Here is a 21,674-nt window from a genome sequence, read left to right on the forward strand (position 1 = left end):
CGCTGCGAGCGGCCCGCAGCGCCGCTGCATTGCAGGCAAGGCACAATGAGCCGGTGGGTTCGCATCCGAACCCTTCCACCCAAAAGTGGACATTCGGGGGAGTACGACCGTCCTACGCGCCGGGATCCGTCCGGCGCCTGAATCGAGCGAGGAGTGCATGCAGCTGCTCCACCGCGGTGACGTCGGTCCGGCCGTTGCCGAGATCAGGAACACCCTTGCTGCGCTGGGTCTCCTACCGGCCCCCCCAAACGGAACCGCGTCCGGTCCCGCGCACTTCGACGCAGCGGTGGAACACGCGGTGCGCGTCTTCCAGCAACGACGCGGACTGATCACCGACGGGGTCGTCGGTCCTGCCACCTACCGCGCGCTGATCGACGCGCGCTGGCGGCTCGGTGACCGATCGCTGGCCTACCTGGTGTCCAAACCGGTCAGCGGGGACGACGTGTTCGCCCTGCAGGAGCGGCTGCTCGAACTCGGCTTCGACGCGGGCAGGCCCGACGGCATCTTCGGCTGGCAGACCGAGCACGCGCTGCGCAGCTTCCAGCGCGACTACGGGCTCAACGCCGACGGCATCTGCGGGCCGGGCACGCTGCGCGCGCTCAAGCAGCTCGCCCCCAAGGTCCGCGGCGGCAGGCCGGTCTACCTGCGGGAACAGGAGAAGGTGCGCCGCGCCGGGCCGCTGCTGCGCGGCAAGCGCATCGTGCTCGACCCCGGGCACGGCGGCACCGACCGCGGCGTCGCCGTCGGCGGTGTCAACGAAGCCGACATCGCCTGGGACCTGGCGCGCAGGCTCGAAGGCCGCATGGTCGCCACCGGGATGGAAGCGCTGATCACCCGCGGGCCGCACTCCTGCCCGCCGGAAGCCGACCGCGCCGGGTTCGCCAACGAGGCGGGCGCCGACCTGTTCCTGTCGCTGCACATGGACGCCAACGCGGCACCGGCCGCGCAGGGCGTCGCCAGCTTCCACTTCGGCACCGGGAACGGCACCACCTCCACGGTGGGGGAGGCGCTGGCCGGTTTCCTGCAGCGCGAGATCGTGGCCCGCACCGGCATGCTCGACTGCCGCATCCACCCGAAGACGTGGGAAGTCCTGCGCCTCACCCGGATGCCCGCGGTGCGCACCGAGATCGGCTACCTGACCAACCCGGAGGACCGGCGGCGGCTGCTCGACCCGGCGTTCCGCGACATCATCGCCGAGGGCTTGCTGGTCGCGGTGAAGCGGCTCTACCTGCTCGGCAAGGACGATCAGCCGACGGGCACCTTCACCTTCGACGACCTGCTTCGGCACGAGCTCACCCGCGCCGAAGGCGCCTGAGCACCGCCCGCAGCGCGGAGCCGGTCGCCGCACCGGACTCGACGGCTCACCCGAGGGCCGGCTCCGCCGTTTTCACCGACACCGTGCTGAGCAGCCGTTCGAGCGCTGCTTCGACGTCTTCCTTCCAGGAGATCGCGGTGCGCAGCTCCAACCGCAGCCGCGGCCACTTCGGGTGCTGCCGGACCGTCTTGAACCCGACCTGCTGCAAGAACCCGGCGGGCACCACGCAGCTGTCGGTCTCCTCGTGCAGGTCCCCGAACGCCTCGATCGCGCGCACGCCGCGCTTCGTCAGGTCCTTCGCCACGTTCTGCAGCAGCACCCGGCCCAGGCCGCCGTGCTCGAAGTCCGGCATCACCCGCAGTGCCGTGAGCAGCACCGCGTCCGCGCTGACCGGCCCGGACGGGAACGCCGCGGCCCGCGGCACCGCGGCAGGCGGGGCGTAGAGGGCGTAACCGGCGGGGACCTCGTCGACGTAGAGCACCCGGCCGCAGGACCCCCAGTCCAGCAGCACGTTGGAGACCCAGGCCTCCTTCTCGAGACCGGTTTCGCCGAACTCCTCGGCCTGCTCCCGGATGTGCGGCGCGAGTTCCCAGAACACGCAGCGACGGCACTTCGGTGGCAAGTGGTCGAGGTTGTCCAGCGTGACGCCTACGACGCGTCGCGACACCCTGACCTCCCCTGCAATCCGCCAGAACCCACGCACGGCAGGTGGGGTGCCGCAAGGATAAGCCGACCCCACCGAGCGCCGGAAGCATCTCGTCCTTCCCAGTGTCCCCCGGAATGGTGAGATGGGTTACCGTCAAGCCGGTTTGTGCGAGGCGCCCGTTACACAAGCCACCGCCGGACGCGATAGCACAGATAGACTCGCGCGACCGTCACCTAGCGGTAACAGGAGACGATCACTACAGCGCACACCCGATCCACCGGAGCGCGGAATGTCCGATCACGGCAGCAACCCGACCGATCAGCAGCAGCCCGGCCCCCAGCAGGAGGCAGCGGTCCAGCAGGCAGGAGCGGCGCGCAACCTCGACGCGCACCGCGACCGCTACGCCCAGCGGACCGCAGGCATGACCGCATCGGAGATCCGGGCACTGTTCGCCGTGGCCAGCCGGCCCGAGGTCGTCTCGCTCGCCGGCGGCATGCCGAACCTCGCCGCGCTACCGCTGGACTCGCTCGCCACCGAGGTCGCCCGGCTCATCGCCGATGACGGCCAAGCCGCGCTGCAGTACGGCTCCGCGCACGGCGTGCCGGAGCTGCGCGAGCAGATCTGCGAGATCATGGCCGCCGAGGGGATCACCGGTCACCCGGACGACCTGATGGTCACCGTCGGTTCCCAGATGGCGCTGGACATGGTGACCAGGCTGTTCTGCGACCCGGGCGACGTGGTCCTCGCCGAAGGACCGTCCTACGTCGGTGCGCTCGGCTCCTTCGCCGCCTACCAGGCCAAGGTCGTGCACGTCGCGATGGACGACGACGGCCTCCAGCCCGAGGCGCTGCGGCACGCGATCGCCGAGGTCACCGCGCGCGGCGAACGCATCAAGTTCCTCTACACCATCCCGAACTTCCACAACCCCGGCGGCGTCACGCTCGCCGTGGAGCGCCGCGCCGAGATCCTCGAGATCTGCCGCAAGCACGACATCCTGGTGCTCGAGGACAACCCGTACGGCCTGCTCGGCTTCGACGGGCAGACCTACCCGGCGCTGCGCAGCCTCGATCCGGAGAACGTGGTCTACCTCGGCTCGTTCTCCAAGACCTTCGCTTCCGGGCTCCGCGTCGGCTGGGTGCTCGCCCCGCACGCGGTGCGGGAGAAGCTGGTGCTCGCCGCTGAATCGGCGACGCTGTGCCCGCCCACGCTGAACCAGATGATCGTGTCCCGCTACCTCACCACGCACGACTGGAAGGGCCAGATCAAGACCTTCCGCGAGCAGTACCGGGAGCGCCGCGACGCGATGCTCGGCGCCCTGGAGCAGCACATGCCGGTCGGCTGCACCTGGACCAAGCCCGACGGCGGGTTCTACGTGTGGCTCACCGCCCCGGAAGGCGTGGACACCAAGGCGATGCTGCCGCGCGCCGTGACCCAGCGGGTCGCGTACGCCTCCGGCACCGGCTTCTACGCGGACTCGTTCGGGGCCCGGCAGATGCGGCTGTCCTACTGCTACCCGACGCCGGAACGCATCCGGGAAGGCGTCCGCAGGCTCGCGAACACGCTGACCGACGAGATGGAGCTGGTGCGGACCTTCGGCACCGTGCCGCAGCGCGCGGTGTCCGGGCCCGAAGCTCCCTCTCCCGACACGGCGTAACCTCGGGTCCTGCCGCACGATTCGATCGGTCCACTGCGCACCTGGTGCGCAGTGGACTCTTACTTTCAGGGGAGTTCGACCAGTGTCCGATCGTTGGGTCGCCGTGCTGTCCGGTGGGCTGTCGCACGAGCGCGAAGTGTCGTTGCGCTCCGGGAGGCGGTTGTCCACCGCGCTGCGCTCCGTCGGAATGACCGTGGGGGAGTGGGACGCGGACTCCCGCCTCCTCGCACGCGTCCAGGACGAACGGCCGGATGCCGTGGTCATCGCGCTGCACGGTGGTGAAGGGGAGAACGGCGCGGTGCAGTCCGTGCTGGACATGCTCGGCGTCCCGTACGTGGGCACCGACCCGCGCGCCTGCCGCCGCGCGTGGGACAAGCCGACCGCCAAGGCCGAGCTGGCGCGCGCGGGCCTCAGCACCCCGGACTGGGTGGTGCTGCCGCACGCCACGTTCCGCGAACTCGGGGCGCAGGCGGTGCTGGACGCGCTGGTGGCCAAGCTCGGCCTGCCGCTGATGTTGAAGCCGGACCAGGGCGGATCGGCGCTCGGCGCCCGGGTCGTCCGGGATGCCTCGGAACTGCCCTCGGCGATGGTGGGTGCGCTGGCCTACGGCGACACCGTGCTCGTCGAGCAGTTCGTCGAAGGCGTCGAGGTGGCGATCAGCGTCGTCGACACCGCGGACGGGCCGGAGGCGTTGCCCGCGGTGCGGATCGAAGCAGCCGACGGCGTGTACGACTACACCGCGCGCTACACCGCGGGGCTCACCAGCTACGAGGCCCCAGCCGATCTGGCACCGGACGTCGCGACCCGGGCGGGGGAGCTGGCGGTCTCGGCGCACCGGCTGCTGGGGCTGCGCGACGTGTCCCGCACCGACGCGATCATCGATCAGCACGGGGTGCCGCACTTCCTCGAAGTGAACGTGTCGCCGGGACTGACCGAGACCTCGCTGTTCCCGATGGCGGTGGAAGCCGCCGACCGGTCCCTCGGCGAGGTGTTCGCCGGACTGGTGGAGAAGGCGATCGCTCGCGGCAACTGATCGCATGTTTCACGTGAAACAGCGAGTGGGTCGAGTTCGCTGACCCGACGCGCAGTTCGCCGCTCAAGCAGGAGCCGCCGATGTCACGACATGGGCGGCTCTTCTTCGTTCCGGGGTCGACCTACGCATTGGCGGATCCGCGGAGCCGAAGTGATCGGCGTCGGGCCTGAGCGATGTCGGGCCCGCCGGACCGCGGAGGAGGGAGAGCGGTCGTCGGTGGCGGCCGCTCCAGCAAACCGGATGAACAGGGCAAAACGGTGATCGTCACCGTGACGAAAGGCCCCGGTGTCATCCCTCCCGGATTTCGCGGAGCTTTTCGGCCTCACCCGGCAACAACAACTCGGCCAACCGCTCCAAGTCGTCGACCGAACCGAACTCCACGACGATCCGGCCCTTCCGCTTGCCCAGATCGACCTTGACCTTCGTGTCGAAGCGGTCGGACAGCTTCTCCGCGAGTCCCTGCAAACCGGGGGACTGCAGCTGCTTCCGCGGCGCCGCCTTCTGCTTCGCCGGCCCCTCGCTCTTCTTGAGCGTCACCGCCTCCTCGGTCGCCCGCACGGACAACCCCTCGGCGATGATCCGCGATGCCAGCTCCTCCTGGCCGCCCGCGTCGTCCAAGGCGAGCAGTGCCCGCGCGTGCCCCGCCGACAGCACCCCGGCCGCGACCCGGCGCTGCACCGGCATCGGCAGCCGGAGCAGGCGGATCGTGTTGGTGATGACCGGACGGCTGCGACCGATCCGCTCCGCCAGCTCGTCGTGCGTCACGTCGAACTCGTCCAGCAGCTGCTGGTACGCGGCCGCCTCTTCGAGCGGGTTCAGCTGCACCCGGTGGATGTTCTCCAGCAGGGCGTCCCGCAGCAGCGCGTCGTCCGCCGTCTCGCGGACGATCGCCGGGATGACCTCCAGGCCGGCGCGCTGCGAGGCGCGCCAGCGGCGCTCGCCCATGATGAGCTCGTACTGGCCGGACTCGATCTCCCGCACCACGATCGGCTGCATCAGCCCGAACTCGCGGATCGAGTGCTCCAGCTCGGACAGCGCCTCTTCGTCGAAGACCTGCCGCGGCTGCCGCGGATTCGGCGTGATGGACGCGGTCACGACCTCCCGGTAGGTCGCACCCGCCACCGTTCCGCCGCTTGTTTCACGTGAAACCGGCTCTGGCGCGCTCGCGCCGTCCCCCGGAGCGGGGGAGGGAGGTGGGGTGAAGCCGGCGCCGCGCACGGAGACTCCGGTCGAGCCGCCGCTCTCCGCGGGAGGACCGCTCGGGATCAGCGCCGCGAGGCCGCGCCCCAGACCACCCTTGCGTTCGGTCATGCCGTCTTCCTCTCCACACCCCGCTCGGCGATCTCCTTCGCCGCATCCAGGTAGCTCATCGAACCCCGCGAACCGGGATCGTAGTTCAGCACCGTCTTGCCGAACCCGGGCGCTTCCGAGATCTTCACGCTGCGCGGGATGACCGTCCGCAGCGTGAGCTCCCCGAAGTGACCGCGCACCTCGTTGGTCACCTGGTCCGCCAGCTTGGTGCGGCCGTCGTACATCGTCAGCAGGATCGTGGACACCCACAGCGCCGGGTTCAAGTGAGCCTGCACCAGCTCGATGTTGCGCAGCAGCTGCCCGAGACCCTCCAGCGCGTAGTACTCGCACTGGATCGGGATCAGCACCTCGTGCGCGGCCACCATCGCGTTCACCGTGAGCAGGCCGAGCGAAGGCGGGCAGTCGATGAAGACGTAGTCGGGCGCGATCTGCTCGATCGCCTCGGACTTCAGCGCCTCCTTGAGCCGCCCTTCCCGGGCGACCATCGACACCAGTTCGATCTCCGAGCCGGCCAGGTCGAGCGTCGCCGGCACGCAGTACAGGTTCGGCGATTCGGTGCTCTGCGCCGCGGCGTCCGCGATGCTGATCTCACCGAGGAGCACCTCGTACACCGAGGGGACTCCAGACCGGTGGTCCACGCCGAGCGCGGTGCTGGCGTTGCCCTGCGGGTCGAGGTCGATCACGAGCACCTTCAGCCCCTGCACCGCCAGCCCGGCGGCCAGGTTCACCGTGCTCGTCGTCTTGCCGACGCCGCCCTTCTGGTTGGCGACGGTGAGGATGCGCCGCCGATCCGGGCGGGGGAGCTGCATCGTCTCGGGGTGCAGCACCCGGGTCGCCCGCTGGGCCTCTTCCATGATCGGAGTCCAGCCCACGCCATCCGCCGGGAAGGCCTCACTCGCTTGCTGACCGCGTTCTTCCGCGCTGGAAGGGAAACGCATGGAACCCATCACGCGCCCCTTCGTTTCACGTGAAACACGATCCGCTCCGTTCGACTCCGTCACCGTCCACGATCCTTCCTCGCTCTGCGGCCGCCGTCACGACGCCGACCGGGCGCTTTCTGAGATACCCGCTCCACGACGACGACCGTCGTCGGCACATCGAGCACGTTGTCGCCGCACGACAACACTTCACCGGGGCTGCCACCCACCGCCTGGACGGCGGCCGCATCGCGTTCCAGCTCTTCCGCAGCGGTCGATCCCTTCAACGCCAGCAACCGTCCGCCGGGACGCAACAGGGGGAGGCACCAGGCCGAGAGCCGTTCCAACGGCGCCACGGCGCGCGCGGTGACCACGTCCTGATCGGCGAGCCGATCACGTACCGGGCCTTCCTCGGCACGCCCACGCACCACCTCGACGGAGAGATCCAGTTCCTCGATGACTTCCCGCAGCCAGGCCACTCGTCGAGCCATCGGCTCCAGCAGAACCAGCTCGACATCGGGGCGAGCGATCGCCAGCGGAATGCCCGGCAGCCCCGCCCCTGAGCCTACGTCCACGACACGGCAATTCGGTGGCAGCAACTCCGCGAGTACCGCAGAGTTCAACAGATGGCGGTCCCAAATACGGGGGAGTTCCCGCGGGCCGATCAATCCTCGCCGCACGCCTTGCTCGGCGAGCATCGTCGCGAACCGCTCCGCTCCCGGAAGACGATCGCCGAACACCGCTCGCGCGGCCTCCGGAACCGGGATCGGATCACCTTCTGCTGCGGTCACAGTCTTCCACCCTGCTGTCGTTGTTTCACGTGAAACGGGGCGCGTCCACCAAGTCGGTACGGAGTTGTTTCACGTGGAACGGGCTCGATGATCGGCGCACTGGTTTCACGTGAAACGCGGACTCGGCACAGGCGGCCCGCGCGACCCGCATCATCATCTCAGCCCGAAGTCGGTCTTGCTCCCGCGCCTGGTTTCACGTGAAACACGGCGGATCCGGCTGCCCGGTTCCGCGCGGGACGACGTGCGGACGCAAGAACGCCCGGCCGAGGAGATCCCGACCGGGCGTCTGCGTTCGACCCCGCGTTCACCGCGGGGGAGGGGAGGTCAGTTCGACTTGTAGACGACGACCTTCCGGTTCGGCTCTTCGCCTTCGCTCTCGCTGTGCACGCCGTCCACCGCCGCGACCGCGTCGTGGATGATCTTCCGCTCGAACGGGGTCATCGGACGGAGGCGGGTCTCCTCGCCGGAGGACAGCACCTCTTCCGCCGTGGTGCGACCGAGGTCGCTGAGCTCCTCGCGTCGACCCGCGCGCCACCCGGCCACGTCCAGCATGAGACGGCTGCGCACGCCGGTGTCCTGCTGCACGGCGAGCCGGGTCAGCTCCTGGAGCGCTTCCAGCACCTGGCCGCGCGAGCCGACCAACTTCTCCAGATCGCCACCGCCGTCGATGCTCACCACCGCACGACCGGCCTCCACGTCGAGGTCGATGTCCCCGTCGTAGTCCAGCAGGTCGAGCAGCCGCTCCAGGTAGTCACCGGCCACGTCGCCCTCCTGGACGAGCAACGTCTCGGTATTGCTGCGCTCCTGGTCCGTGTTCGGCGCGGACTCCGCCGACTCCTCGACCTTGGTCGGCTCCTGCACGGTTTCAGACACTGGGCGTCTCCTCTCCAGGGGTACGCGACGTCGGTCAGCGGGACTCGCCCGGCCGGCTGTCGCGGGAACGGTCTTCGAACACCCCGGAGGCATCACCGGGTTGGTCTGCGTCGGCGGCCGGGCGCGCGGGGGAGGGGGCCTCGGTCGCGTCCTGGGTCGCGCTCTCGTCCGACTCCGCGGCGGCCGGCTTCGCCTCGATCGCCGCGGGCGCGGCGGCCTCGGTGGTCTCGGCGGTCGACGCGGCAGAGGGCGCAGAGGCCGCAGGCTCGGCGGTCGAAGCGGTGACGGTGGTGCCGTCGACGACGGCCGCCGCGGCCACCGCTTCCTCGCGGTCGATGCGGCTGTAGACGATGCGCTGCTGCCCCAGGGTCCAGAAGTTGTTGGCCAGCCAGTAGAGCAGGATCGCCAGCGGGAGGAACGGGCCGCCGATGATGGCGAACATCGGGAAGACCCACAGCACCATGCGGTTCATGATCTCGGTCTGCGGGTTCGCGGCCGCTTCCGGCGTCTGCCGCTGCACCGAGTGCCGGGAGGTGAAGTGGGTGGCGATGGCCGCGGCGACCATCAGCGGGACACCGACCACCAGCATCGACGGGCGGTCGGTTCCGAAGGTCGCGAGCACCTCGGGGGCCTGGCTGATCGTGTTCGACAGCTTCGCGCCGAACAGGTCGGCGGACACGAACGAGGCGACGTCCTCCGGGCCGAACACGAAGTTCGACGGCGCGCCGGGGCGGAACCCGTTGAGCACGTGGAACAGGCCGAAGAACACCGGCACCTGCACCAGCATCGGCAGGCAGCCGGAGATCGGGTTGAAGCCCTGCTCCTGCTGGAGCTTCTGCATCTCCTGCGCGAGCTGCTGCTTGTCGTGCCCGTACTTCTCCTGGAGCGCGCGGACCTGCGGAGCGAACTCCTGCATCTTCTTCATCGAGCGCACCTGGTGCACGAACGGCTTGAACAGCAGCGCCCGCAGGGTGAAGACGAGGAAGACCACGGACAGCGCCCAGGCGTACCCGCTGGCCGGGTCCAGCACGAAGCCGAAGACCTCGTGCCAGAACCAGAGGATCGCCGAGACCGGGTAGTTGATGAAGTCGAGCACTAGTCCTCCGCGGGGGGTCGGGGCGCTTCGCCCGGCTCGGCCGCCGGCCCGCCGGCGCGGCCCCGCCGGGATGGGACGTAGTCGAAGCCGCCGGGATGCCAGGGGCCGCACCGCAACAACCGCCGCACGGTGAGCCAGCTGCCGTAGAGCGCTCCGTGCACGGTCAGCGCTTCGACCGCATAGGCGCTGCAGCTGGGGTAGAACCGGCAGGTCGGCGGCAGCAACGGCGAGATGATCTTCCGGTAGACGTGCACCGGGCCGAGCAGCAGCCATGCGGCCGGGCTCGGACGAACCCGCTCACCGCTGTCCTGCGTGTCCGACATCCGGGGCCTCCAGCGCCATCTAGGGACCCGTCACCGGACCACCGCGCACCACGCGCAGCTTGCGCAGCGCCGCGTCGAGATCCGATCCGAGATCGCTGCTCGATGCGGTCGCGGCCGGGGGAAGTGCACGCACCACCACCAGTGTGCCAGCGGGCAACGCGTCGAGGCGGTCGCGCATCAGGTGCCGGAGCCGCCTGGTGACGCGGTGCCGCAGCACCGCGTTCCCGACGGCCTTGCTCACGACAAAACCCACGCGGGCCGGTTCGCCGGTGTCCCGAGTGGGTTCGATGTCCGAGTCCGACCGCGGTCCCGCCGCGGACGCCGGGTTCGGCTCGGCGCGCCCCGCGAGCTCGCTCGACGCGGGGTGCGCCGCCGTGGTCCCGTCGTGCCGGTCCCCGCCCTCGCGGTTCACCTGGTGGGCGCGTTCAACGGCGGCGCCGCGGACCTCGGTCCGGGGCGCCGCGTTCGGCACCAGCAGGTGCACCACCAATCGGGCGCGCCCCGCACGGCGGCCACGACGGACCGCCAGGCGAAATTCCTGGCTGGAGGTCAGCCGGGCGGCCGCGGGCAGCACGAACCGATGATCAGGCGGTCAGCGAGGCACGGCCCCTGCGGCGACGCGCGGACACGATGGCGCGACCGGCGCGGGTGCGCATGCGCAGCCGGAACCCGTGCTTGCGGGCACGGCGACGGTTGTTCGGTTGGAAGGTGCGCTTGCCCTTGCTCACGGTGGATCTCCCGTTACTTCAGGCCCGTTGGAACAGGCACGTGCTCGGCCCGATGGCTCGGTCAAGATGTCCCCGCCCGCCGTAGCGGCCATCGTGTCGAGCTCACCCCCCGGTGGAACGAGGGGAGTCTGCACGCGGCGGCACCGGTGGTGCCTCGCGCGCTGCGCCGGGACCTCTGCCGAAATCCAAGCGCGGCGACATTCCCGCTCGTGCGGCGGGGGACTGCACGAGGCTACGCCACCTGCCCGGATGCCCGGGCACCGGGGGGTTCCGCAGCCGGCGGAGCGGTCCCGGGAGGGCGGGACCACCCGCCTTGTGAGGCGATCTCGACCTTGTTAGGTTGTCCCTCCTGCGATGCGCGCCCGGCGGCGTGGGAGCCGCCGTCCGCACTGAGCATCGACGCGGCACGCAGGGGCACCACCAGGATCGCAGGTACCGGCGGGGACCCAGGGGGCACGTCCGAGGTTCGCTGCCGTACCTTCATGCACAGCTGTGGATAACTCTGTGGACACCTCGTCCGGGCGTGCGCGGAGCCAGTTCATCACTCCGCGCCGGCGACGCCGCACTTGCCGAGGTGTGGGAGTCAACGGTGCGGGTCACGTGCCGGTGAGGGGAGCGCAGGGGTGACCGACCACCAAACCGAGCTTGGTCGGGTCTGGGACGAAGTGGTGCTGGAGTTGTCCTCGGGCACGCTGTCGCCGCAACAACGCGCTTGGATGCGCGTGACCCGCCCGATCGGCCTGCTGGATGGTACGGCACTGCTGGCCGCTCCCAGTGATTTCGCGAAGGAAGCGATCGAGCGCGCGCTGCGGGACCCGATCACCGACGCGCTGTCCCGCCGCTTGGGCCGGGAGGTGTCGCTCGCGGTCAAGGTGGACACCGCGGTGCCCGCGCCGACCCGTCCGCTCGCCGCGCCCGAGGCCCGGCCGGAACCGCCGGCCCGCGCGGGGGGCGAACCGGCCGAGCGGCCCACGACGTTCGGGATCGCCTACGACTCCTCCCCGTACATCGCGACCGGACCCTCGAACTACTCGGCACCGCCGCGGCGGCCGGAGGCCTTCGGCAGCACCGCGCACGGCGGTTCGATCAGCGGTTCGCTGCCGAACGAGCAGGTCGGCTCGCCGTACACCCACCAGCCGCGGGAGGCGCAGCACTCCCCGGACTCCCGGATCGCGCCGGAGACCTCCTACTCCCCGGCCGCGCCGTACGCGCCGGAAGCGCAGTACAGCTCCGAGCAGAAGTACTCCGCCGAGGGCGGCTACGCCGACTACCAGCCGGAACCGGACCGCGCGCCCGAGCAGCAGTGGCCGGCGGCACCGGAAGCGCCGGTGGAGCAGGACCACGAGGCCGACGCCGAGGACGAGTCCGCCGACCAGGAGGACGCCACCCCGACCGAGGCGAACGTGTGGCCGACCTTCGGCCGCGGCCAGCACACCGAGCAGCACCAGCCGGGCCAGCCGTTCACCGCGCCGAAGCACGCGCCGCCGACCTCGCAGACCAGGCTGAACGCGAAGTACACCTTCGACACCTTCGTGATCGGCGCCTCCAACCGGTTCGCGCACGCGGCCGCGGTGGCGGCGGCGGAGGCACCGGCGCGCGCGTACAACCCGCTGTTCATCTGGGGCGAGTCCGGACTGGGCAAGACGCACCTGCTGCACGCGGTGGGGCACTACACGCAGCGGTTGTTCCCGGGGATGCGGGTGCGCTACGTGTCCACCGAGGAGTTCACGAACGACTTCATCAACTCGCTGCGCGACGACCGGCAGGTGGCGTTCCAGCGCCGCTACCGCGACGTGGACGTGCTGCTGGTCGACGACATCCAGTTCCTGGAGGGCAAAGAAGGTACTCAGGAGGAGTTCTTCCACACCTTCAACACGCTGCACAATTCGAACAAGCAGATCGTGGTGTCCTCGGACCGCCCGCCGAAGGGGCTGCGCACGCTGGAGGACCGGCTGCGCACCCGGTTCGAGTGGGGCTTGATCACGGACATCCAGCCGCCGGAGCTGGAGACGCGCATCGCGATCCTCCGGAAGAAGGCGGCGCAGGACCGGATGGCGGCGCCCGCCGAGGTGCTGGAGTTCATCGCCGCCCGCATCGAGCGGAACATCCGGGAGCTGGAGGGCGCGCTGATCCGGGTGACGGCGTTCGCGTCGTTGAACCGGCAGCCGGTGGACGTGCAGCTGGCGGAGATCGTGCTGCGCGATCTGATCCCCGATTCGGCGACGCCCGAGATCACCGCGCCGACGATCATGGGCGTCACCGCCGAGTACTTCGCGGTGACGATCGACGACCTGTGCGGGCCGGGGAAGACGAAGGCGCTGGCGCAGGCGCGGCAGATCGCGATGTACCTGTGCCGGGAGCTGACCGACTCGTCGCTGCCGAAGATCGGGCAGAGCTTCGGCGGCCGGGACCACACGACGGTCATGCACGCGGACAAGAAGATCCGCAAGGAGATGGCGGAGCGGCGTCGGGTGTACGACCAGGTGCAGGAGCTCACGTCCCGGATCAAGCAGCAGTCGCGCGGCTGAGACCCTTCCTCCTGGCGTCCATGCAGGTCAGCGCGCCGCGCTGATCGACTCCGATGCACTGCGTCCTGCTGGTGAGGCGTACGCTCCAATCGTATTAGCGAGTGGCCGGTAATCACTGGTCACGATGCCGCCGAGGTGCCCGACGCGGCGCCGCGGGAACCGGCGGGCGCGGCCGTGCCGGATAGCTCTGACCTGCGTGTCCGGCAGCGACCTGCGGCCGTGCACGAGCGTGGAGCGCGACGAGGCGGACAGCACCGGCGGGCCGGCGGATCTTCAACAGCACGGCACGAGGGCCGGCGCTGCGGGTCGCACGGCTGCGGACGCGGAAGCCTCCGGGTGCCGGCGTCCCCGGAGCGCGGGACCCGGAGCACGGACAGCTGCGAAGCCGGACGCGCCGCCCCGAGGTCGGCGTTCGCCCGACCCGCCCGGCGCGCCCCCTCCAACGGTTCCGATCGCCTCGCGCATCCGCGGCGGCCGGACCCCGACCTCCCGGCCGGACGCGCGGAACCTTTCTGCTCCACCCCGGGGACGCGACCCGGGCGCCCCGCCAGAAAGATCCCGCGAGATCTCCGCGGGCCGACCGTCCGGCGCCGACGCGGAATCGGCTCCGGCCCGCAGGCGCCGCGATCGCTCGCCACGCCGCACCGCCACCACACCAGAGCCGCACCGGCACCGGACGAAGCCGCACCGGCACACCGCAACCCCGTCCCCACGAGCGCTGCCGCCGCGAGCCCCGGCCGGCCGGACCACCGCGAGACGCCCGCCGAACCTTTCTGCCGCACCGGTCGGCTCCCAGCACCCACCGTTCACAGAAAGATCCGCGCCCGGAACCGGACCCGACGCGCCCCCGGAGGCCGCCGGCGGCCGTGCACACCCTGTGGAGAACTCGGATTCCGAGCGGTCTGCGCACAACCGGTCGCTCAGCGCACGGATTTCGCCGCTCCGCCGCCCCCTCGACCCCCGTGCCGGCCACCGGAGCGCTTCGAACCGGTGGATCGGGGTGTGGATCGCGCGAACTTTTCTGCGCGGGGGCAGTGGCCTTGCCCTCATCTCCCAGCAGAAAACCCGCCGCGAGGTCGACCTGTCCACAGTTCCGCCATCCCCAGGCCTGAGCTGGAGTTTTCCCCAATCCGTGCACAGGCTGTGCACAACCATCCCCGACCTGCCCACAGGCCATACCCCGGTTGGACACAGGAAACCCACAGATCTGCCCACACCCCGATCGGTGGAGGCCCGAAAAGGGGGCCCTCATCCGCAGGGGCTGGGTACAACTGGGGGTTCAGCTGTGGATGGCGGTGTGGACAACATGGCCTCGATGTGGACAACTTCGGGTCGGTCAGAAGTTCCCCACGACTCGTTCAGACCATCCACCGGTTACTCCCAGTCCCCATCCACAGCTGTCCAGGTGTCGTGAGCAGCCAAAACGGGGGTTATCCCCACAACCCACAACCCTTACTACTACTGCTCTCTTTCTTTTCTTTTGAATGAAGAAAAAAAGAAGAGAGAGGGGCGGTGGACAAGTGGACAACCGAGCCGAGGCCGGCCGGAACGAGCGCTTCGAGAGCCCGGACCCGGATGCGGCGATCGCGACGAACGCTCTACGGTGGAACTCCCGCGACGGCCGATCCGGAGCCGCGAGCTCGTGGCCGTCTCGTGGGACGGGTTCCGCTGCGCCCCGCGGCAGGTGCCGCCCTCCGGGCGCGCACCCCGGGCGACGCAACGGAACACCGGCCCCCGACAGCCCCGCACCGACAGCACTCCCGGAGCTGGCCGCCCCCACGGCGCCAGCAGCGTTCTCCCCGGCACCCGGCTTCGGCCGAAACCGAAAGGACATCGATGAAGATCCGCGTGGAACGTGACGGTCTTGCCGACGCCGTCGCCTGGGTCGCGCGCAGCCTGCCGTCGCGGCCGCCGGTTCCGGTGCTGGGCGGGGTGCTGCTGGACGCGAGCTCCGGCGAAGCGCTGACCATCTCCGGTTTCGACTACGAGGTCTCCGCTCAGGTCACGACCGAGGCGTCCATCGACTCCACCGGCAAGACCCTGGTCTCCGGGCGGTTGCTGGCCGACATCACCAAGTCGCTGCCGAACCGGCCCGTCGAGATCACCGTGGACGGCTCGCGGGTGACGATCACCTGCGGCAGCTCGCGGTTCAGCCTGCCGACCATGCCCGTCGAGGACTACCCGGAGCTGCCCTCGATGCCGGAGCGCGCGGGTGCGGTCCCCGGCGACCTGTTCTCCGCCGCCGTCGCCCAGGTCGCGGTCGCCGCCGGGCGGGACGACACGCTGCCGATGCTCACCGGCGTCCGCATGGAGATCAACGCGGACCGGCTGACGATGGTCGCCACCGACCGGTTCCGGCTCGCGATGCGCGAGTTCACCTGGGAACCGGACGAGTCGATCGCCGACACCGCGATCCTCGTGCCGGCCAAGACGCTCGCCGAGTCCGCGAAGACCCTCGGCGGCTCCGGCACCAAGGTGGAGATCTCGCTGGCGTCCGGCGACGGCCTGCTCGGCCTGTCCGGCTCGACCCGTCGGAACACCACCCGGCTGCTGGACGCGGAGTTCCCGAAGTACCGCCAGCTGCTGCCGTCCGAGACGGCGGCCACCGCGATCATCGACGTGGCCCCGCTGGTCGAGGCGATCAAGCGCGTGTCGCTGGTCGCCGAGCGCGGCACCCAGGTGCGGCTGGAGTTCTCCGACTCCGGGCTGCGGCTCACCGCGGGCGGCGACGACGAGGGCAGCGCCGAAGAGGAGCTCCCCGTCGAGCTCACCGGCGAGGGCCTGACCATCGCGTTCAACCCGACGTACCTGCTCGACGGCCTGGGCGCGCTCAAGACCGACCGGGCCCAGATGCTGTTCACCACATCCAACCGCCCCGCGCTGCTGAAGCCGGTCGGGGAGGATGGTGAGGTGGTCGAGGGCTACCTCTACCTGCTGATGCCGGTGCGCCTGCCGGGCTGAGGTGGTCCCGGTGCCCGCCGCGATCCGCCCGGGCGCCGATCACATGCGGCACCGGGCCGCGTCCGAACGGCCGGCCCGGGCAACAACCAGTCTCGAAGGGGAAGATCCGGTGCAACTGGGACTTGTGGGTCTCGGCCGAATGGGTTTCAACATGCGCGAGCGGCTGCGGGCCGCCGGGCACGAGGTCATCGGCTACGACCGGAACCAAGAGGTCAGCGACGTCGCTTCGATCGCGGACCTGGCGGGCGGGCTCACCGGCCCGCGGATCGTGTGGATCATGGTTCCGCACGGCGAGCCCACGAAGCAGACCATCGAGGCGCTCGCCGAGGTGCTCTCCGCGGGTGACCTGGTCATCGAGGGCGGGAACTCCAAGTTCACCGAGGACCAGGCAAACGCGGCGCTACTCGCCGAGCACGGCGTGAAGTACGTCGACGTCGGCGTGTCCGGCGGCGTGTGGGGCGCCACCAACGGCTACGGCCTGATGGCGGGCGGCGACACCGCCGACATCGAGCGCGCCATGCCGATCTTCGACGCGCTGCGGCCGGAAGGTCCCCGTGAGGAGGGCTTCGCGCACGCCGGGCCGGTCGGTGCCGGGCACTACGCGAAGATGGTGCACAACGGCATCGAGTACGGCCTGATGCAGGCCTACGCCGAGGGCTTCGAACTGCTCGCCGCCTCCGACGTGGTGACCGACGTGCCCGCGACGATCAAGGCGTGGAGCCGGGGCACCGTGGTGCGCTCCTGGCTGCTGGACCTGCTGGTGCGCGCGATGGACGACGACCCGGAGCTGCAGAAGCTGCGCGGTTACGTCTCCGACTCCGGCGAGGGCCGCTGGACGGTGGAGGAGTCGGTGCGCCACGCGGTGCCGACCCCGGTGATGACCGCCGCGCTCTACGCCCGGTTCGCCTCCCGCCAGGACGACTCGCCCGCGATGAAGGCGGTCGCCGCGCTGCGCAACCAGTTCGGCGGGCACGCGGTGGAGACCAACGAGGGCTGAGCCGGGTCGCCGTGTCGACAAGGTGACATGTCGGTGAGGTGACTCCGCGCGGGTCACCTCACCACGTGCCCGGCCGCGCGGGTGCCGTCCGCGCGACCAAATCCCGTGGAGCGCTGTGTACGTCCGACATCTGCAAGTGACCGACTTCCGCTCGTGGCCGCAGGCCGACCTGGCCTTCGAACCGGGGGCGAGCGTGCTGGTCGGGTCCAACGGCCAGGGCAAGACGAACCTGGTCGAGGCGCTGGGGTACGTCGCCACGCTCGGCTCGCACCGGGTGTCCAGCGATGCGCCGCTCGTGCGCTACGGCGCGCAGCGCGCGTTCGTGCGCGCGGCGGTGGTCAACGGCGGCCGGGAGCTGCTGGTCGACCTGGAGATCACGCCGGGCAAGGCGAACCGGGCGCGGATCAACCGCGGTGCCCCGGGCAAGCCGCGCGACGTGCTGGGCATCCTGCGCACCGTGCTGTTCGCGCCGGAGGACTTGGCGGTGGTGCGCGGGGACCCGGGGGAGCGGCGGCGGTTCCTGGACGAGCTGCTGGTGTCGCGGTCGCCGCGGTACGCGGGGGTGCGCGCGGACTACGAGCGGGTGCTGCGCCAGCGCAGCGCGCTGCTGAAGTCGGCGGGCGCGGCGCGCCGGGGCGGTCCGGCGCCGGACCTGCGGACGCTGGAGGTCTGGGACGGGCACCTCGCGGCGCACGGCGCCGACCTGCTGGCGGCCCGGCTGGACCTGGTGGCGGACATCGCCCCGCACGTGACCAGCGCTTATGCCAGCGTGGCGGAGACCGGGACGGACAGCGCGCCGGCCGGCCGGGTCGCGGACGTGCGCTACCGCAGCAGCCTCGGAGACTCGTTGCCCGCCGGGTACGGGGTGCCGCAGGGCGTGCGGGCCGACCGGGCCGAGCTGGAGTCGGCGCTGCTCGCGGAGCTGGAACGGGTGCGCGGCCAGGAGCTGGAGCGCGGGGTGTCGCTGGTCGGGCCGCACCGCGACGACCTGGAGCTGGTGCTCGGCGAGCTGCCCGCGAAGGGCTACGCGAGCCACGGCGAATCGTGGTCGTTCGTGCTGGCGTTGCGGCTGGCTTCGTACCACCTGCTCACCGAGGATGGCGCGGAGCCGGTGCTGATCCTGGACGACGTGTTCGCCGAGCTGGACCGGCGGCGCCGCTCGCGGCTGGCCGAACTGGTCGGCGGTGCCGAGCAGGTGCTGGTCACCGCGGCGGTGGGGGAGGACGTGCCCGAGGAGTTGAAGGGCACCCGCTTCGACGTCCGCGACGGGGAGGTGCGCCGTGTCGGGTGAGTTGCCGGGCGCCGCCGGTGAGCGCGGCACACGCAGGGTGAACGTCATCCCCCGGAGTTACCCACAACTGGGGATAAGGCTGTGGATGGTGTGGATAACTCGATGACATCGGGCGAGCGCGCGGAGCGATCGGACGCCGCCGAGGCCGGCTCGGCGGAGCTTCCCGCGGCCGGTTCCGACGGCGCTGAGCTGCACGGATCGGATCTGGCGCGGGCCGCGCTGCAGGCGGCGAAGGAGAAGTCGAAGTCGCAGCGCCGCACCCGGCGCAGCGTGCTGGGCTCCGGTGGTTCCCGCCGGCGCCGCCGCTGGTCGGGGCCGGGCGCGGACGAACGGGATCCGCAGCCGCTGGGCAGGCTGGCCTCCCGGCTGGCCACCGAGCACGGCTGGAACCACCGGCTCTCCGGCGGGCAGGTGTTCGCGCGGTGGAACGGCCTGGTCGGCGGGGACATCGCGGAGCACACGAAGCCGGTCGCGCTCTCCGACGGGGAGCTGACGGTGCAGGCCGAGTCGACGGCGTGGGCCACCCAGCTGCGCCTGCTGCAGCGGCAGATCCTGCAGCGCATCGCCGACGGGGTGGGCAAGGGCGTGGTCCGCAAGATCAAGGTGCAGGGCCCGGCTGCACCGAGCTGGCGGCACGGGCCCCGGCACGTCCCCGGCCGCGGGCCGCGGGACACCTACGGCTGAGCCCCGACGAGCCCGCGCAGGAGCCGCGCGGACGCGCTCGCGGGTCTCGGATGGTGTCCCGATCCGAGTTCTCGGCTCTGTGAGGAATTCAGGGGTGTCCTTGCCGCACTCCTGTCGGGGACACCCAGTAGAATCGTCAGGGTGGGTGCGGCGTCCTGCGCCGCCGGACGCCCGGCCCGCACGTCCGCACCGCGCTTCGACCGCCGGTCGCGGCCGTGCCCAGGACCGGACGACGAGCCGTGCCCGCCGTGGTGGGCGCCCGTGCGCGGGCGCCGCAGGGCGGTCGCCGACGCGGCCGGGCCACCCAGACACATTGCCGGTTCGAGGAGACACCGAGGCCCGTGGCATCGAAGAAGAACGAATACAGCGCGTCGTCCATCACCGTGCTTGAGGGCTTGGAAGCCGTCCGCAAGCGTCCCGGCATGTACATCGGTTCCACCGGTGAGCGCGGCCTGCACCACCTCGTGTGGGAGGTGGTGGACAACTCCGTCGACGAGGCGATGGCCGGTTACGCGACGACCGTCGAGGTGACCCTGCTGGCCGACGGCGGCGTCCGCGTCACCGACGACGGCCGCGGCATCCCGGTGGACATGCACCCCGTGGAGAAGAAGCCGACCTTGGAGGTCGTGCTCACCGTGCTGCACGCGGGCGGCAAGTTCGGCGGCGACTCGTACGCCGTCTCCGGTGGTCTGCACGGCGTCGGCGTGTCGGTGGTGAACGCCCTCTCGTCCGCGCTGGAAGCGGAGATCTACCGCGACGGCAGCGTGTGGCGCCAGCGCTACGAGGACTCCAAGCCGGTCAGCGACGTGCAGAAGGGCGAGGGCACCAAGCGCACCGGTACCTCGATCACCTTCTGGGCGGACCCGAACATCTTCGAGACCACCCGCTACAACGCGGAGACGGTGTCGCGGCGCCTGCAGGAGATGGCGTTCCTGAACAAGGGGCTGACCATCGTGCTGCGCGATGAGCGCATCGCCGAGGAGGACGAGTCCGGCGAAGACGCGGGCGGCCGGTCGGCGCGCGCCTCGGAGCGGACCTTCCACTACCCGGGCGGGCTTGAGGACTTCGTCAAGCACATCAACGCGACGAAGGAGCCGATCCACAAGAAAGCCGTCGCCTTCAGCGCCTCCGGCACCGGCGTCGAGGTCGAGGTCGCGATGCAGTGGAACTCCGGCTACAACCAGTCGGTCTACACCTTCGCGAACACGATCAACACGCACGAGGGCGGTACCCACGAGGAGGGCTTCCGCTCGGCGCTGACCCGCGTGGTCAACGCCTACGCGAAGGAGAAGAAGCTCCTCAAGGAGAAGGACGGCAGCCTCACCGGTGACGACGTCCGCGAGGGCCTCGCCGCGATCGTGTCGGTGAAGGTCCGGGAGCCGCAGTTCGAGGGCCAGACGAAGACGAAGCTGGGCAACACCGAGGTCAAGTCGTTCGTGCAGACGGCGTCCTTCGAGTGGCTCAACGACTGGTTCGAGCGCAACCCCGCCGACGCCAAGACGATCATCAACAAGGCGGTCGGTTCGGCGCAGGCGCGGATGGCGGCCCGCCGGGCGAAGGAACTGGTCCGGCGCAAGAGCGCGATGGACATCGGCGGCCTGCCCGGCAAGCTGAAGGACTGCCAGTCCAACCAGCCCGACGAGTGCGAGCTCTACATCGTGGAGGGCGACTCCGCGGGCGGTTCGGCGAAGGACGGCCGGGAGTCGCGCTTCCAGGCGATCCTGCCGATCCGCGGCAAGATCATCAACGTGGAGAAGGCGCGGATCGACAAGGTCCTCAAGAACAACGAGGTCCAGTCGATCATCACCGCGCTGGGCACCGGCATCCACGACGAGTTCGACCTCTCGAAGCTGCGGTACCACAAGATCGTGCTGATGGCCGACGCCGACGTCGACGGCCAGCACATCCGGACGCTGCTGCTGACCCTGCTGTTCCGGTTCATGCGCCCGCTGATCGAGAACGGGCACGTCTACCTGGCCCGCCCGCCGCTCTACAAGATCAAGTGGCCGCGCTCGGAGCCGGAGTTCGCCTACTCCGACCGCGAGCGCGACGGGCTGCTGGAGGCGGGCGCGGCGGCCGGCCGCAAGCTGCCGAAGGACGACGGCATCCAGCGCTACAAGGGTCTCGGCGAGATGAACCCGCAGGAGCTGTGGGAGACCACCATGGACCCGGACACCCGGCTGCTCATGCAGGTCTCGCTGGACGACGCCGCCACCGCCGACGAGCTGTTCAGCGTGCTCATGGGCGAGGACGTCGAGGCGCGCCGCTCGTTCATCGTGCGCAACGCCAAGGACGTCGGCTTCCTCGACGTCTGATCCCGGACCCGCCAGCACGGACGGGATCGACCGCCGTCGCCGGGCCACCGCGCCCGGCACCCCGCGCCCCCCCGCCCCCCCCCCCGGCGCCCCCCCCCCCCCCCCCCCCCCCCCCCCCCCCCCCCCCCCCCCCCCCGCTGCCGAACCCGCCTCGCGCCGAGCCTGGCGGAACCCCGGTTGGCCGTCCCGCTGCGGGAACGTTCACCGGTGG

General features: G+C 70.7%; 18 protein-coding genes. 9 read left to right on the top strand and 9 right to left on the bottom strand.

Features of this window, described 5'->3' with window-relative positions; genetic code table 11:
* The first annotated feature begins 157 nt into the window (after positions 1-157).
* A complete protein-coding gene (locus tag LCD33_RS18115; protein WP_224957037.1) occupies positions 158-1,315 on the top strand; it encodes an N-acetylmuramoyl-L-alanine amidase in 1,158 nt (385 codons plus the stop codon).
* 46 nt (positions 1,316-1,361) lie between these two features.
* On the opposite strand, the gene LCD33_RS18120 is transcribed toward LCD33_RS18115, so the two are convergent.
* Positions 1,362-1,982, bottom strand: a complete 621-nt coding sequence (locus tag LCD33_RS18120) for a GNAT family N-acetyltransferase (RefSeq protein ID WP_224957036.1) — start codon at positions 1,980-1,982, stop codon at positions 1,362-1,364.
* Positions 1,983-2,250: 268 nt separating this feature from the next.
* On the opposite strand from LCD33_RS18120, the gene LCD33_RS18125 reads away from it, so the two are divergent.
* Together LCD33_RS18125 and LCD33_RS18130 are read left to right on the top strand one after the other, a co-directional pair.
* Positions 2,251-3,615, top strand: a complete 1,365-nt coding sequence (locus tag LCD33_RS18125; protein ID WP_224978070.1) for a PLP-dependent aminotransferase family protein — start codon at positions 2,251-2,253, stop codon at positions 3,613-3,615.
* A gap of 82 nt (positions 3,616-3,697) precedes the next feature.
* On the top strand, positions 3,698-4,648 hold the full coding sequence (locus tag LCD33_RS18130) for a D-alanine--D-alanine ligase (RefSeq protein WP_224957033.1): 951 nt from the start codon (positions 3,698-3,700) through the stop codon (positions 4,646-4,648).
* Positions 4,649-4,936: 288 nt separating this feature from the next.
* Here the strand turns inward: LCD33_RS18130 and LCD33_RS18135 are convergent, their stop codons facing one another.
* The 8 genes from LCD33_RS18135 to rpmH all read right to left on the bottom strand — a co-directional run bounded on the left by LCD33_RS18135 (position 4,937) and on the right by rpmH (position 10,687).
* The gene (locus tag LCD33_RS18135; RefSeq protein ID WP_224957032.1) at positions 4,937-5,959 is read right to left on the bottom strand and encodes a ParB/RepB/Spo0J family partition protein; all 1,023 of its coding nucleotides are present in this window, start codon (positions 5,957-5,959) and stop codon (positions 4,937-4,939) included.
* Complete coding sequence (locus LCD33_RS18140) at positions 5,956-6,813, bottom strand: ParA family protein (protein ID WP_224957031.1); 858 nt, start codon at positions 6,811-6,813, stop codon at positions 5,956-5,958. Before LCD33_RS18140 ends, LCD33_RS18135 begins: the two co-directional genes overlap by 4 nt.
* A gap of 143 nt (positions 6,814-6,956) precedes the next feature.
* On the bottom strand, positions 6,957-7,667 hold the full coding sequence (rsmG, locus tag LCD33_RS18145) for a 16S rRNA (guanine(527)-N(7))-methyltransferase RsmG (RefSeq protein WP_224957030.1): 711 nt from the start codon (positions 7,665-7,667) through the stop codon (positions 6,957-6,959).
* Positions 7,668-7,991: 324 nt separating this feature from the next.
* Positions 7,992-8,540 (bottom strand): R3H domain-containing nucleic acid-binding protein, encoded by a 549-nt coding sequence (locus LCD33_RS18150; RefSeq protein WP_224957029.1) that lies wholly within the window; start codon positions 8,538-8,540, stop codon positions 7,992-7,994.
* A gap of 34 nt (positions 8,541-8,574) precedes the next feature.
* Positions 8,575-9,636 (bottom strand): membrane protein insertase YidC, encoded by a 1,062-nt coding sequence (gene yidC / locus LCD33_RS18155; RefSeq protein ID WP_224957027.1) that lies wholly within the window; start codon positions 9,634-9,636, stop codon positions 8,575-8,577.
* Entirely contained in the window at positions 9,636-9,959 is a 324-nt protein-coding gene (gene yidD, locus LCD33_RS18160) for a membrane protein insertion efficiency factor YidD (protein ID WP_224957026.1), read from the bottom strand. The genes yidC and yidD overlap by 1 nt, the downstream gene beginning before the upstream one ends.
* A gap of 19 nt (positions 9,960-9,978) precedes the next feature.
* Positions 9,979-10,533: a ribonuclease P protein component gene (gene rnpA / locus LCD33_RS18165; RefSeq protein WP_224957025.1), complete on the bottom strand. Its 555-nt coding sequence runs from the start codon at positions 10,531-10,533 to the stop codon at positions 9,979-9,981.
* A gap of 10 nt (positions 10,534-10,543) precedes the next feature.
* Entirely contained in the window at positions 10,544-10,687 is a 144-nt protein-coding gene (gene rpmH, locus LCD33_RS18170) for a 50S ribosomal protein L34 (RefSeq protein ID WP_224957024.1), read from the bottom strand.
* A 623-nt stretch (positions 10,688-11,310) separates the two neighbouring features.
* Between rpmH and dnaA the strand changes: the two genes are divergently transcribed.
* The 6 genes from dnaA (at position 11,311) to gyrB (ending at position 21,463) form a co-directional block, all read left to right on the top strand.
* Complete coding sequence (gene dnaA / locus LCD33_RS18175) at positions 11,311-13,215, top strand: chromosomal replication initiator protein DnaA (RefSeq protein WP_224978071.1); 1,905 nt, start codon at positions 11,311-11,313, stop codon at positions 13,213-13,215.
* A gap of 1,836 nt (positions 13,216-15,051) precedes the next feature.
* Positions 15,052-16,176 carry a DNA polymerase III subunit beta gene (gene dnaN, locus LCD33_RS18180; RefSeq protein WP_224957022.1) on the top strand — a complete coding sequence of 375 codons (1,125 nt, stop codon included), beginning with the start codon at positions 15,052-15,054 and terminating at the stop codon, positions 16,174-16,176.
* Positions 16,177-16,219: 43 nt separating this feature from the next.
* Positions 16,220-17,173, top strand: coding sequence for a phosphogluconate dehydrogenase (NAD(+)-dependent, decarboxylating) (gene gnd / locus LCD33_RS18185; RefSeq protein WP_224957034.1), 954 nt, complete (start codon positions 16,220-16,222; stop codon positions 17,171-17,173).
* A 115-nt stretch (positions 17,174-17,288) separates the two neighbouring features.
* Complete coding sequence (gene recF, locus LCD33_RS18190; RefSeq protein WP_224957021.1) at positions 17,289-18,464, top strand: DNA replication/repair protein RecF; 1,176 nt, start codon at positions 17,289-17,291, stop codon at positions 18,462-18,464.
* Between the two features lie 102 nt (positions 18,465-18,566).
* Positions 18,567-19,148 carry a DUF721 domain-containing protein gene (locus LCD33_RS18195; RefSeq protein ID WP_224957020.1) on the top strand — a complete coding sequence of 194 codons (582 nt, stop codon included), beginning with the start codon at positions 18,567-18,569 and terminating at the stop codon, positions 19,146-19,148.
* Positions 19,149-19,489: 341 nt separating this feature from the next.
* A complete protein-coding gene (gene gyrB / locus LCD33_RS18200) occupies positions 19,490-21,463 on the top strand; it encodes a DNA topoisomerase (ATP-hydrolyzing) subunit B (RefSeq protein WP_224957018.1) in 1,974 nt (657 codons plus the stop codon).
* Positions 21,464-21,674: the final 211 nt, after the last annotated feature.

It is taken from the genome of Saccharopolyspora sp. 7B (assembly GCF_020177435.1).
Classification (GTDB): domain Bacteria; phylum Actinomycetota; class Actinomycetes; order Mycobacteriales; family Pseudonocardiaceae; genus Saccharopolyspora_C; species Saccharopolyspora_C gregorii.

Bases quoted from the DNA above. Each gene is read 5' to 3' on its own strand.
- LCD33_RS18115 (WP_224957037.1), top strand. From the start codon at position 158: ATGCAGCTGCTCCACCGCGGTGACGTCGGTCCGGCCGTTGCCGAGATC.
- LCD33_RS18125 (WP_224978070.1), top strand. From the start codon at position 2,251: ATGTCCGATCACGGCAGCAACCCGACCGATCAGCAGCAGCCCGGCCCC.
- LCD33_RS18135 (WP_224957032.1), bottom strand. From the start codon at position 5,959: ATGACCGAACGCAAGGGTGGTCTGGGGCGCGGCCTCGCGGCGCTGATC.
- LCD33_RS18140 (WP_224957031.1), bottom strand. From the start codon at position 6,813: ATGGAAGAGGCCCAGCGGGCGACCCGGGTGCTGCACCCCGAGACGATG.
- yidD (WP_224957026.1), bottom strand. From the start codon at position 9,959: ATGTCGGACACGCAGGACAGCGGTGAGCGGGTTCGTCCGAGCCCGGCC.
- dnaN (WP_224957022.1), top strand. From the start codon at position 15,052: ATGAAGATCCGCGTGGAACGTGACGGTCTTGCCGACGCCGTCGCCTGG.
- gnd (WP_224957034.1), top strand. From the start codon at position 16,220: ATGCGGCACCGGGCCGCGTCCGAACGGCCGGCCCGGGCAACAACCAGT.
- LCD33_RS18195 (WP_224957020.1), top strand. From the start codon at position 18,567: ATGACATCGGGCGAGCGCGCGGAGCGATCGGACGCCGCCGAGGCCGGC.